At 67.2% G+C, this 12,272-nt stretch carries 11 protein-coding genes; 1 reads left to right on the forward strand and 10 read right to left on the reverse strand.

The annotated features are described in order from the left end of the window. The 6 genes from ABDW35_RS01060 to ABDW35_RS01085 form a co-directional block, all read right to left on the reverse strand. On the reverse strand, positions 1-165 hold a 165-nt coding region (locus tag ABDW35_RS01060; RefSeq protein WP_343712021.1), incomplete at its 3' end, for an NIPSNAP family protein. Next, positions 162-956, reverse strand: coding sequence for an alpha/beta hydrolase (locus ABDW35_RS01065; RefSeq protein WP_343711987.1), 795 nt, complete (start codon positions 954-956; stop codon positions 162-164). The genes ABDW35_RS01060 and ABDW35_RS01065, both read right to left, overlap by 4 nt. A gap of 3 nt (positions 957-959) precedes the next feature. Continuing rightward, complete coding sequence (locus tag ABDW35_RS01070; RefSeq protein WP_343711988.1) at positions 960-2,042, reverse strand: LLM class flavin-dependent oxidoreductase; 1,083 nt, start codon at positions 2,040-2,042, stop codon at positions 960-962. 35 nt (positions 2,043-2,077) lie between these two features. After that, positions 2,078-3,589 carry an aldehyde dehydrogenase gene (locus ABDW35_RS01075; RefSeq protein ID WP_343711989.1) on the reverse strand — a complete coding sequence of 504 codons (1,512 nt, stop codon included), beginning with the start codon at positions 3,587-3,589 and terminating at the stop codon, positions 2,078-2,080. 15 nt (positions 3,590-3,604) lie between these two features. Beyond that, positions 3,605-4,582, reverse strand: coding sequence for a flavin reductase (locus ABDW35_RS01080; RefSeq protein WP_343711990.1), 978 nt, complete (start codon positions 4,580-4,582; stop codon positions 3,605-3,607). 117 nt (positions 4,583-4,699) lie between these two features. Continuing rightward, positions 4,700-6,514: a helix-turn-helix domain-containing protein gene (locus tag ABDW35_RS01085; protein ID WP_343711991.1), complete on the reverse strand. Its 1,815-nt coding sequence runs from the start codon at positions 6,512-6,514 to the stop codon at positions 4,700-4,702. A 165-nt stretch (positions 6,515-6,679) separates the two neighbouring features. Between ABDW35_RS01085 and ABDW35_RS01090 the strand changes: the two genes are divergently transcribed. Next, positions 6,680-7,258, forward strand: coding sequence for an amino acid synthesis family protein (locus ABDW35_RS01090; protein WP_343711992.1), 579 nt, complete (start codon positions 6,680-6,682; stop codon positions 7,256-7,258). Positions 7,259-7,748: 490 nt separating this feature from the next. Here the strand turns inward: ABDW35_RS01090 and ABDW35_RS01095 are convergent, their stop codons facing one another. The 4 genes from ABDW35_RS01095 to ABDW35_RS01110 form a co-directional block, all read right to left on the reverse strand. Further along, positions 7,749-8,552, reverse strand: a complete 804-nt coding sequence (locus ABDW35_RS01095) for a Crp/Fnr family transcriptional regulator (RefSeq protein ID WP_343711993.1) — start codon at positions 8,550-8,552, stop codon at positions 7,749-7,751. 241 nt (positions 8,553-8,793) lie between these two features. After that, on the reverse strand, positions 8,794-9,513 hold the full coding sequence (locus ABDW35_RS01100; protein WP_343711994.1) for a helix-turn-helix transcriptional regulator: 720 nt from the start codon (positions 9,511-9,513) through the stop codon (positions 8,794-8,796). A gap of 37 nt (positions 9,514-9,550) precedes the next feature. Further along, positions 9,551-9,847 carry a helix-turn-helix transcriptional regulator gene (locus ABDW35_RS01105; RefSeq protein ID WP_343711995.1) on the reverse strand — a complete coding sequence of 99 codons (297 nt, stop codon included), beginning with the start codon at positions 9,845-9,847 and terminating at the stop codon, positions 9,551-9,553. 1,629 nt (positions 9,848-11,476) lie between these two features. Continuing rightward, entirely contained in the window at positions 11,477-12,148 is a 672-nt protein-coding gene (locus tag ABDW35_RS01110; RefSeq protein WP_343711996.1) for an ion channel, read from the reverse strand. Positions 12,149-12,272 lie beyond the last annotated feature (124 nt).

Below are 12,272 nucleotides of genomic sequence, written 5' to 3' on the forward strand. Positions count from 1 at the left end.
CCACATGTGGACGACATGGTTCAGCGGCCCGATCTCGGTGTGGAAATAGCCGATCAGGTGGCCGAGGATCGGCCGCTGGATCGCCAGCCCCTCCTCCCGCACCAGCTGCAGGTAGCGCTGCATCTGCCCGGGCTTGATGCGGTAGATCCGCTCCTCGACGATCATGCCGCCGCTCCCGTCTTCGCGTCGCCGGACAACAGGAAATCGCGCATCAGCCCGGCGACGAGGTCCGGCGCCTCGACCAGGATCGAATGGCGCAGGCCGGGCAGGATCTCCAGCCGCGACCCGGCGATGCGCTCGTGCATGAAGCGGGCCATGCGCGGGTTCGAGCCCTGGTCGTCCGCCCCGGTCGCGACCAGCGTCGGGTGGCGGATGAGATGGAGCTGGTCGCCCAGGTCGGTCTCGGCCAGCACCCGGTAGGCGGCGGCGTAGCAGCCCGGATCGTTGGCGGCGTTGCGCTCACGCAGCCGCTGGATCAGCTCCGGATTGGCCGCCTGGAACGCCTCGGTCAGCCAGCGCCCGACCGAGGCGTCGTAATGCGACCCGGCCTCGCCGGCCTGCAGCGCCGACAGCCGGTCGCGCACCCGCCCCTGCTCCTCCTCCGTCCGCCCGGCGACGGTGCTGAGCAGCACCAACCGCCGCACCCGCTCCGGATGCGCCATCGCCGTGCGTTGGGCGATCAGCCCGCCCAGCGAGAAGCCGGCCAGGTTGAAGCGGCCGAAGCCCTCGCGGTCGGCGAGGTGCAGCAGGTCGCCAACGAAATCGTCGATCTCATAGCGCCCCCGCACCCGCTCCGATCGGCCGTGGCCGCGCAGGTCGAAGCGCAGGATGCGGAAATCCGGCGCCAGGGCGGCCGTGACGCCGTCCCAGGCCTCAAGATATGAGCCGACGCCATGGACCAGAACCAGCGGCCGGGTCCCGGCACCGTCGATCCGATAGTTTAGAACGACCGGCATGGCCTAGACCGCCACCTTGAGCTTGGAGGTCTCTGCCGCGCCGGCGCGTCCGGCGAAGACCGGCATGACCTCGCGGATGAACAGCGACAGGGTCTGCTTCTGCAGCTCGAAGGGCAGGTTGAAGGACAAGCCCAGGCAGTACTGGTCCACCCCCGCCGCCTCGTAGACCATCAGCTTCTCGATCACCTCGTCCGGCGTGCCGAACATCAGGTTGTCGCGAATGCTCTTCGGATCGTAGCTGGAGCGGTTGGCCACCACCTCGTACGGCACCGCCTCCGGGAAGCCGTTCTTCACCGTGCCGAGATTCTGGAACAGGTTCTCGAAATAGCGGCCGTAATCCGTGCTGTGGCGGACCGGCACCTCCCAGTCCTCCGACTTGGCATAGACGCAGGTGCGGCGCTGCATCATGAAGCGCGGCCGCGGCACCTCCGGATGGTCGGCGACGGCCTTGCAGAACTTCTCGCCCAGCACCCCGACCTCGGCCGGCGGGGCCGACAGCGGGGTCGAGAGGATGCTGGCGCCGATGCCCACGGCCCAGTCGAAGGTGCCGGGGTCGCGCGCCGCGACCCAGATCGGCGGATGGCCCTTCTGCAGCGGCTTCGGCACCGCGGTCGCCAGCGGAAAGCGCCAGTACTTGCCCTCATGGGCGTAGTCGCCGGCCCACAGTGCCTTCACCGCCGGCACGATCTCCTTCAGATAGGCCACGCCCTCCTGCTGCGGCATGCCGCCGGCCATCCGGTCGAACTCGTACTGGTAGGAGCCGCGGGCGATGCCGAATTCCAGCCGCCCGCCGGTCAGCTGGTCGCACAACGCCGCCTCCCCGGCCAGGCGGATCGGGTCCCAGTAGGGGGCGACCAGCGTCGCCGTGCCCAGGCGGATCCGGTCGGTATGGTGGCCGAACCAGGTCAGGGTGTTGAACGGGTTCGGCGCGATGGTGCATTCGATGGTGTGGTGCTCGGCCGTCCAGACGGTCTCGAAGCCCCCGGCATCGGCCATCTTCACCAGCTCCAGCGCCTCGGCCAGAACGGTCTGCATGTCGCGCGACGGGCTGAAGCGCTCCAGGTTGATCGAAACGGCGAACTTCATCGGGTCGCTCTCCCCATAGAAGGTGTGGGCGCCGGTCAGCGCAGGCGGATGACGAAGGGGTCCTGGGTGGCGCCGGAATGGTCGATGACCACGTTCTTGAGGCGCGAGAACTCCCGCATCACCTCGAAGCCGCCGCGGCGGCCATAGCCGCTCTCCTTGAAGCCGCCATTCGGCGACATGTAGGCGGCGGAACGGTAGGTGTTGATCCACACCGTGCCGGCATCGACGTTGCGGGCGAAGCGCAGGGCGCGGTCGATGTCCCGGGTCCAGATGCCGGCGGCCAGGCCGTAGCGGGTGTCGTTGGCCAGCTCGATCAGCTCGTCCTCGTCCCGGAACGGCACGACGCCGACCACCGGGCCGAAGATCTCGTCGCGCATGAAGCGCATGTCGTTGCGGGCCTCGGCCAGCACCGTCGGCTCGTAGTACCAGCCGCGCCCCAGGTCGTCGCGCTGCGGCCGGCGGCCGCCGATCGCGACCCGGGCGCCGTCGGCGACGCCGGTGCCGACATAGGTCTCGACCTTGTCCAGCTGCGCCGCCAGGGCCAGCGGGCCGATCTCGGTCTCCTCCGCCTCCGGCCGGCCGAGGCGGATGCGGCGCGTGCGCTCGACCAGCGCCTCCAGGAAGCGGTCATGCAGCCCGGCCTCGACGAAGCAGCGGGAGCCGGCGATGCAGGTCTGCCCGGCCGCGGCGAAGACGCCGGCGACGACGCCGTTGACCGCCCGGTCGATATCGACGTCGGAGAACACGACATGCGGGGACTTGCCGCCCAGCTCCATCTGGCAGGGCACCAGCTGGGACGCGGCGTTGGCGGCGATGCGCTTGCCGGTGGCGGTGCTGCCGGTGAAGACGATCTTGGCCAGGCCGGGATGGCGGGTCAGCGCCTCCCCCGCCGTAGCGCCGTGGCCGGTGACCACGTTGACCACGCCGGCCGGAAACCCCGCCTCCATCACGATCTCGGCCAGCGCCAGGGTGGAGGCCGAGGTGTGCTCCGACGGCTTGATCACCACGGTGTTGCCGATGGCCAGGCACGGCGCCAGCGTGCCGGTCAGCAGCATCAGCGGCGAGTTCCAGGGCGTGATCATGCCGACCACGCCGATCGGCTCGCGCAGCGTGAGGTTCAGCATGTCGAGCTTGTTCACCGGGATGGTGTCGCCCTGCAGCTTGTCGGCCATGCCGGCAAAGTACTGGTAGGCATCCGGCATGGCGCGCAGCTGGGCCAGCATCTCGCGCAGCAGCTTGCCGTTGTCGCGCATCTCGATCCGCGCCAGATCGTCGGCGTGCTGCAGCAGCAGATCCGCCAACCGGCGCACCAGGCGGCCGCGGTCGGTCTGGGTCATGCGGCGCCAGGCGGGGTCGACGAAGGCGGCCTGGGCGGCGCACACGGCGTCGTCGACATCCTCGGCCCCGGCATCGGCGACCTCGTGCCAGGGCTCGGCCGTGGTCGGGTCATAGCTGGCGAGATAGCGGCCGGATCGCGGGGCGACGCTGCTGCCGTCGATGAACAGGCCCAGCCGCGTTCCCTCGATGCTCTGCACAGTGCGGGTCATGGTGTCGTCCGTCGTTCAGGGGGTGCCGGCGTCGGCCGGCTGCCAGGGGCGGCTGTCGCCGTCGATCATCGCGACCCGCCCGCCATCGGCGGAGTCGATGTAGATGCCGAAGCGGCTGGCGCCGCGCTCGCGCAGGTAGCGGCGCAGCATCGACCGCACCTCCCGCACCGGGATGGCGTCGAAGGGCAGGTCGTCGGCCGGGAAAAAGCGCAGGTCGGGCGGCAGCGATGCCGCCTCGCCCTCCAGACGGCCGCGATAGATGATGAAGCCGGGGTCGCCGTCGCCGACGTCGAACACCGAATAGAGGAAGGTGGCGTCGGCGCGCAGGGCCAGGGTGCCGGCCTCGTCCAGGTCGATCGCGGCGCCGGCCTGGCGGCGGCGGGCGGTGAGCAGGCCCCAGCCGTCACGCCCGTCGGCGCGCAGCAGGATGCGGCCGTCATCCTCGATCAGATAGCCGACGACCATCCGGTGCGACGGCGACCAGCCGGCCGGCAGCGGGTCCTTCACCGCGGCGTAGCGCCCCCGGCAGAAGCCGAGCGGGGCGGAGGCGCTGGTGCCGAAGGCCTGGACCCGGCCGATCAGCACCATGTGGTCGCCGGCCTCGACCCGGTCGTGCACGCTGCAGTCGAACCAGGTCATGCAGTCGGTCAGCACCGGGGCACCGGTGTGCACCGCGTCATGTGACACCGCCCGGAACTTGTCCGGCGACTTCGAGGCGAACAGCGACGATACCTCGGCCTGGGCCTCGTGGAGGAGGTTGACGGCGAAGGCGGGCGACGCGGCGAAGGCAGGATAGCTGGACGCACTCTTGCCGACGCAGACCAGCAGCAGCGGCGGGTCGAGCGACACCGAGGTGAAGGAGTTCGCGGTCATGCCGCGCGGCGCACCGGTCTCGTCCCAGGTGGTGATCACCGTCACGCCGGTGACGAAGGTGCCGAAGGCGCGGCGCAGCTCGACCGCGTCGATCGGGCTATGCTCTGGTGGTGCGGACATCCGCGAAGCCTCCTCGATTTCAGGGAAGGCTAGGCGGCCCCGCCGGGCCGATCTTCCGCCGGTCGGAAGGAGACGGAGGGGACGATGCTCCTACCCGACGGAGCAACCGCGGCCGGCTCAGTCCCCGGCGGCGCGGTCCCGCACCATGGCGTGCAGACGAATGGCGAGCTCCAGCGAGAAGCGCCGCTCCGGCGTGTCCAGCTCGATGCCGAACAGCTCCTGGATCCGCGCCAGGCGGTAGCGCAGCGTGGTCACGTGCAGCCCCATCGCATCGGCGCAGGCCTGGGTGCGGCAGCCCTGGTCGAGATAGCGCGACAGCGTCTCGACATAGGCGGTGCCGTGCTTGCGGTCGTGCCGGGCCACGGCGCCGATGGCGCCGTCGACGAAGCCCTGCACCTCCTCCGTGTCCGCCGCCGACAGCAGCACCGGGAACGGGCCGAAGTCCTGCGCCGTCAGCACGCCGCGTCGCTTGAATCGCCGCGCCAGGTCGATCATCCGCCGGCACTGGGCCCAGGCGGCCGGATGGTCGGCGAGGCCCGGGCAGAGCTTGCTGGCGACCAGGATCGGCGTGTCGTCCAGCACCAGCCGCGCCTCCTCGGCGATGCGGCGCATCAGCTTCCGCGCCGGCTCCTCGCTGTCGCCCTCGGCCGGCAGGCGGCACAGGACGAGGTCGTCGAGGGCGACGGTGACCGCGCCGGCATGCTGCTCCTGCGCGATGCGGGCGACCGACCGCAGCAGCTCGATCCCGGCGGCGACGCCGGGCCGGCGCGGCCCGGGCAACCCGATTGCCATCAGCCGGACCGGCATCGCCAGGTCGAAGCCCAGGCGCAGGGCCCGTGCCGCGACATCGGCCGGGTCACGCCAGCGCTGCTCCACGATCTCGGAGACTAGGTCGGTCAGGGTCTGCGCCTCGGCACGGAAGCGGATGAAGCCGCGCATCAGCTGGACGCTGAGGGCGAATTTGGCGCTGTCGAGCAGCAGGTGGTCGAGATCGCCGACAGTGCCCGAGCGTGGGAACACCATCAGGGCGCCGACCGCCTCGCGGTCGATCACCAGCGGCTCGATCCGCGCCGCCACCTTGAATCGGCCCGGGCCGTGCTCCAGCAACAGATCCCAGGATGCGTCGCGCGGCTGATCGACCGCTGCCCGCGCCGCCTTGACCAGCGGCCGGGCCAGCGTGGCGCGGGCGGCAGCCTGCCAGGCGGCATCGTCCAGCACCTCCGGCCGCGGCGACCGCCCGGCGACGACCAGGTTGGCGGTCAGGTCGACCACCGCGATCGGGTCGGGGAACACCCCACCGATCATCGCCGCGGCGGAGGCGACATCGCCATCGGCCAGCACCTGCTCCATCAGCGATGCGTTGACCGCCAGCACGCGCTGCAGCCGTTCGGCGGCCTCATGCTCCGTCCGCAGCCTGTGCGCCTTGTCGACGGCGATGGCACCGAGATGGACGATGGTGCCGAGGAAGGCCAGGTCCTCCTCCGTCACCGCGACCACGCTGCGCGACTGCGCGGTCAGCACCATCGGCCGGCCGGCATCGTCGCAGCAGCCCATCGGCAGCACCACCACGGTGCGGTAGCCGCGCTGATGCGCCTCCTGCCGGTATCCGGGGAACTCCTCGGAGGCGAAGGCGTCGGCGATCACCACAGGCTCGTTCCTGGTCAGCGCCACCAGGGCCGGGCTGGTGGCCAGCGCCCAGCGGTTCTCCAGCCGGTTCGGGATCAGGGTCGGGTCGTGCCGCGCCAGCACATGGGCGTAGCCGTTGCCCTGGTCGATGGCCATCACCGCGCCCATCGCCCAAGTGCCGTGGTGGCAGGCGGCGTAGACCAGGTGATGCAACATCGTGTCCAGGTCGCCACTGGAATTGATCAGGCTGGCGGCGTCCCGCAGCGCGCGCAGCAGCGAACGATGGTCCAAGGGCAGATGGCTCATAGCCGGGGTCGATATCGGATTTACGCGCGGGACCGCGTCTCACTCTACCTCCGGACCGAGGGGAATTCAGCGCCGTCTTCCTCCGAACCGGAGGAAGACGCGCGGCCCCGCCCCTTCCTACCGTCCCCGGCGCCGAAATGACCCAACCGACGCAGGGACCCCGCCATGACGCCCGAGATCCGCAAGATCGCCGCCCATACCGAGCAGACCTTCATCGAGGGCGGCAAGGCCGGGGACAGGCCCGTGACCATGGCCGTGGTCGCGGCGGTGCTGCGCAACCCCTGGGCCGGGCGCGGCTTCGTCGAGGATCTGCGGCCGGAGGTGCTGGCCCTGGCGCCGCCGCTGGCCGATGTGCTGGTTGCGCGGCTGCTGGCGCTGATCCCGGCCGACCGGATCGAGGCCTATGGCAAGGCCGCCGTCGTGGGCCTCAACGGCGAGGTCGAGCATGCCTCGGCCCTGATCCACACGTTGCGCTTCGGCAATGTGTTCCGGGACGCCGTGGGCGGCACCACCTATCTGAACTTCAGCAACATCCGCGGCCCGGCCGGGGTCACGGTGACGGTGCCGATGACCCACAAGAGCATCACCGGCGCGCGGTCGCATTTCATCACCGCCGACCTGACGGTCACCGATGCGCCCGGCGCCGACGAGGTGCTGGTGGCGATCGGCGCGGCCGATGGCGGCCGGCTGCATCCGCGCATCGCCGACCGGTTCCAGGACATGAACGAGATGGGCATAGCCTGAGACGGCATCGACAGTCTGTGCGCTTACTGACTGCTCGGCGATGACATGTTGACTCGCCGAAAACGCCAGTGTGACCCGACCAGCCCCCGAACTGCCGCGTCCTCACCTGGCACTGGACATAGCGATAGGGGTTGAACGGGTCTCCTGACGTCAATGGATCCCGATGCTGCCCCTCTTGGTCGACGGCTGAAATTGTGAAATGGACTGTTGCACAATTGCGGCGATCCCGGATCGATGCCTGTCGGTAGCTTCTGCCATGGCCCGTCTCAACAGCGCCATAAGCGGTCATTGTGTCGGCGCCTTGAGAGCGAACATCGCGTGCCCCGCAGGATGCAGCGCCTGCCGATTGACACAGAACTTGGAGTGCGCCCGAAACCGGCCATCGCAGCCGGCTCCCCGAAGCGGACATCTCCGCCACTGATCATGCTTCCTCGGAGGGTAACGGATGGAATTCGCTGCTGGCTCCTTAACAGCCAGTGCACGCTCCGCCTCACATCACCCTTGCAGTTCTGCGGGCGCCGCCTGGATGACCACTCATCGGAACCAGGGCGCTTCTCCGCGCGCAAGCGCGGCAGCCTGGTGTAAACTGACACCCTTCACGAGCGGGTCGGCATGGCGATGCGTGCAGCACCAGACCGCCGCGCTCGCGCCGCAGGATGCCCTCGGTGATCCAGCGGCTGAGTTGCACGTTGACCTTGGACCGGCTGGCGCCGACGAGCAGGCCCAGGTTGCGCTGCGACAGCGCCGGCGGCAGGGCCGGCCGGTTGCTGCCGGAGCGGCCGAGCTGCGAGCCGCTCAGATCCAGAAGCAGCCTCGCCAGCCGCGCCGGCAGGCTGAACAGCGCCACCGCCTCCAACTGCTCGCTTGTCCGCCGCAGGCGCTCTGTCAACAACTCCATCAGCTTCAGGCAGGTCTCCGGCGATTGGCGCAGCAGCCGCAGCACCTCGACCCGCTCCAATACCAGCAGTCGACATGGGCCAAGGGCGATCGCGTCGGCGCTGCGGCCGCGGCCGTCGAGCAGCGACATCTCGCCCAACAGATCCCGTTCGGACAGGATCGCCAGCAGGATCTCTCGACCCTGTGGCGATGTCAGCCGCACGGCGACGCGACCAGTGGCGACGATCATCACGCTGTCGCCCGGATCATCGCGCAGGAAGATCGTATCGCCGTCCGCATAAAATCGTTCGATCAGGCGCGAGGCCAGCGCGTCGCATAGCGCCGGCGGACACGCCGCGAACAGCGGCGTTCCGGCCAGGAGGCGCGGCTCCCGGACCAGGGCTTTCACATTGGTCATGGCTATCCTCAGCGGCCGCTCCAGGAACGGCCGTCCTTGCTGGCATCGATGATGTGGGGCACGTGACCTCGGAGCGCTGCCACGATCACGGCGAGGTCCGCCTGGATACGTCCGGCCGAGCCGGCGGATCCGACGATTGATCCCGAAGCCCCATACACCAGCCATTATCCGGGACTGGGGAGGGCTCCCTCAATACCTCACAAATAGGGTATCGCGATGGGTGGCCGGCGGACGGCGACGATCAGCTTTCGATCAATCCAAGCTGCAGGGCCGCGGCGACGGCCTCGCTGCGGCTCGACGCCTTCAGCTTGCGCCGGGCCGAGGCGAGATAGTCGTTGACCGTGTGCATCGACAGGCCGAGCCGCCGGGCGATCTGCTTGCTCGAGGCGCCACGGGCGACCCAGGCGAGACAGTCGATCTCGCGTGGCGCGACGATACCGACTGGGGCGGCCGGCGGCCTGATTGGAATGGCGGCAAGCCGGCGCCCGATGTCCAGCGCCCGGCCGAGATGCGGGCCGAGGTGACGCAGCAGGCGGATTTCCGCATCGCCCCAATCCGGCCGACGCCGCGTGCGCCATAGCGAGAGATGGGCCGCCAGCCCCTGCGAGTCGATATCGATCCAGTAGATCCCGCTATGCCGGCCCTGCGGCCGCGCATAGTCGGCGTAGAACTCCGACCGCAGGAAGCTCGTATCCGACACCACCATGCGGTCGACGAAGACCGCTCCGGCCTGCAAGCGCGGCAGTGCCGACAGGACCGGCCATGTGGTGTGGTAGTGTGCGTTGTAGAGGGGCACATAGTTCGGATCGACACGAAGACGGACCGCTTCGTCCCGGGACTGCGGCGTTCCGGTCGGATGCAGTGTGACGGCAGAATCGCTGCCCAGCAGCGTCGCCATGCCTGCGAGCAGGTCCGTCCAGCTCTCCTGGCCGAGGGCGGCGTCATAGACCTGGGCGATCAAGGCCGGGATGGCGCCTTCGCCGGGATATCGGCCCGGCTCAACCATCGATCAGCCCTGCAGACAGGGCCATGGCTACGGCCTCGCTGCGGCTCGACGCCTTCAGCTTCCGCCGGGCTGACGAGAGATAGGCATTGACCGTATGCATCGACAGGCCGAGCCGCCGGGCGATCTGCTTACTGGTGCCGCCGCGGGCCACGCCCGCCAGGCAGGCTCGCTCCTGGGGTGCCAGGACCGGCGTCAGCCCGGCCGGACATCGTCCTGTCCAGACGCCGTTGGATCTCCAGCGCCCTCGCGAGATGTCGCCCGACCGCGTCCAGTCGGCCCTATTTATCACGTGGCTAATACTTGGCTTTTTCTCATTATATATGTTTGGTACTTATTTCAGATCTTTCTTTGACAATCCATGGCACGTGATAAATTTTGGAATACGGAGGATGACCTTTATCACTTTCCAGATCTGGCTCGGCGTATTCTTATCGGCTCGACTATTGTATACAGAAATTACCGATCCTACGTCTGCTTCAGCATACTGTTTCTACTGCTTGGTGGGTTATGGACATTTGCCGTCTGGTATGCTGTTGAAAACAGTCAACAAAGCAGGAACGATCCGGAGGGTAGCAGGCGATAGCTACTCGCCATCCAATCGCAAAGTCGAGTTCCGCTTCCCGCCCTTCCCTGCCGGGGCTGCTTGGCTCGGGAGTGCCACAAGCGGCCGTGCCGGCAGCTCCCTGATTCCGGACATTTGTGAGATCGGCAGGCTCAGGCCGGTCTGGCCAGCCAGGTCCGGTGGCCTGCGCTCCGAAGCGGCGATTCGAACCCGTTCCTCGAAGCCGAGATCTCGTAAAGGCAACTGCGTCGCAAGGTTGGGTGTGCCGATCTTGTATTGACAAGACGATTTTGTCAGGGTGGTCATCAGATCGACGCTGGCGTGCGACCGTTGCACCAAGCTCCGATCGTATGAGCGATATATGCAGACTGGGTTGAAGGAGATAGTGAGATATCTATTTGCTCAATACCTCTTTGCAAAATAAGTCGAGATTTAATAAATATTCGGAGAATAATCGATGTCTATGAAATGCAATTTCACGATTTCTCTTGGATCGGGCGTTGACAACAATATCTCATTTGCCGCTCCCAAAGGGATTGATGGCGATGTTGCAGGAAACATAACTGGATCATTTCTGGACCATCCGTATTCCAACACGATTTTCGGCGGTGGAACCGTTGGGGTCCTAGCGGAGGAACCGCTGGGGGGCCTATCGGAACGGCTCAATTTTCACCAGATAGATGGGTAGCCGGCCATCCGATTCCCATTCGACTTCAAGGGATCCTCGATCTACGCGATGGCTATGGTTTTCCAACGTCGACTGATGAATATTTCTTCAAATGCAATTTGGATCCCAAGCTCATCGAGTTCAATTTTCTGGAACTTGTGGATATCGGCTCGGGACCGGTGGCAGGCCCTGAGCGCTTCTGGTTGGGATCTGACGATGAGACTTATAGGTTTTGGGCAAACCGGGCTTTGCGCGATCAGCGCATTTCTCTGGTCGGAACGGCCTCGTTTAAAACCCCTCTCGGGTTGATTGATCTGCAGGGGCGAGTAAGAGTTGCTCCAGCCAACGCGCCTACGTCCGGTTTGCAGAAATTCGTTGATGGCCGGGAATGGTGCTCAGGTGCGACCTGGGACGCGCTCGCCAACTTCCGCCTTCCGCCGGTGAGGCCGGCCATAGCTGCTGCGCCTCCGATGCCGCCAGCGCCGCCTGGCTCGGAAGCGCCATATCCGGCCATCCTGTCGACGTCCGGACACTGGACGTTATGGAACGTGACAGGGTTCCCCCGCTTCCGTACGACCTCGCGGGCTGACCAGTGCCACAACCGCCCATCAAAACAGCCCGGAAGTCGACGCGACGTCGAGGCTCTTCGCCCGTGCAGTTAGCGGTTACTGGCCTAGACCCAGCGCCTCTCAATCCGAACGCGTGGACTCCAACTCCATCGACACCAGCCGGGCCAGCAGGATCGCCGGGAACAATTGACCGCACAGCGCCTCGAGATTGGCCAGAGAGCCAGCCAGCGGGAACACCGGGGTGATGTCGCCGTAGCCGACGGAGGTCAGGGTGGTGAAGCTGAAATAGATCATCCGCGACAGGAGGCGGACATGCTCCGTCTCCAGCGGCTGGGCAAAGCTGTAGGCCCCGTCGCCGACATGCAGCACCAGGAGCGTGCCCAGCAGGGCGAAGATCAGGCCGAGATGCAGGTAAACCGCGACCGCGCCGAGGATGCAATGCAGGTTGATCCGGCTGCGGCGGAACACATGGACCAGGATGATCCAGCTCAAGAGCAACAGGAAGGCGACGAAGAGCAGAATGTGGACCGTGGTCAGCCACAGCACGCCGAGATAGAGGGCGGTCGGCTGCAGCGGGATCAGCACGATGCCCAGGCCGACCACGACTTTGGCCAGGCGGGTATGCCGCGTGATGGCGAAGATCCCGGCCAGCACGATGAAGCAGAAATTGAAGACGAAGACATGGCGCGAGGCGCTGTGGATGCCCGAGAGCGGCCCGAACACGAAGATCGCCAGAAGCTCGAAGCCGACCAGCGCGCTCAGGCTGCGGTCCCGGCGAACGCCCGGCGACATGGATGCGGAAGTCGGGGTCAGGGTTGTCATCGGAAGCAGGACGACCGCGTCGGTTGATCCTCGCCGATCGAAGCAGGCCGGATCGCGGGAGACAACCGCGATCCGGCCCTTTCGACGCGTTTCG

Origin of the sequence: Inquilinus sp. (assembly GCF_039594555.1) — a bacterium.
Classification (GTDB): domain Bacteria; phylum Pseudomonadota; class Alphaproteobacteria; order DSM-16000; family Inquilinaceae; genus Inquilinus.

Coding starts and splice junctions, on each gene's coding strand:
- ABDW35_RS01065 (WP_343711987.1), bottom strand. CDS start 956: ATGCCGGTCGTTCTAAACTATCGGATCGACGGTGCCGGGACCCGGCCG.
- ABDW35_RS01070 (WP_343711988.1), bottom strand. CDS start 2,042: ATGAAGTTCGCCGTTTCGATCAACCTGGAGCGCTTCAGCCCGTCGCGC.
- ABDW35_RS01075 (WP_343711989.1), bottom strand. CDS start 3,589: ATGACCCGCACTGTGCAGAGCATCGAGGGAACGCGGCTGGGCCTGTTC.
- ABDW35_RS01080 (WP_343711990.1), bottom strand. CDS start 4,582: ATGTCCGCACCACCAGAGCATAGCCCGATCGACGCGGTCGAGCTGCGC.
- ABDW35_RS01085 (WP_343711991.1), bottom strand. CDS start 6,514: ATGAGCCATCTGCCCTTGGACCATCGTTCGCTGCTGCGCGCGCTGCGG.
- ABDW35_RS01090 (WP_343711992.1), top strand. CDS start 6,680: ATGACGCCCGAGATCCGCAAGATCGCCGCCCATACCGAGCAGACCTTC.
- ABDW35_RS01095 (WP_343711993.1), bottom strand. CDS start 8,552: ATGACCAATGTGAAAGCCCTGGTCCGGGAGCCGCGCCTCCTGGCCGGA.
- ABDW35_RS01110 (WP_343711996.1), bottom strand. CDS start 12,148: ATGTCGCCGGGCGTTCGCCGGGACCGCAGCCTGAGCGCGCTGGTCGGC.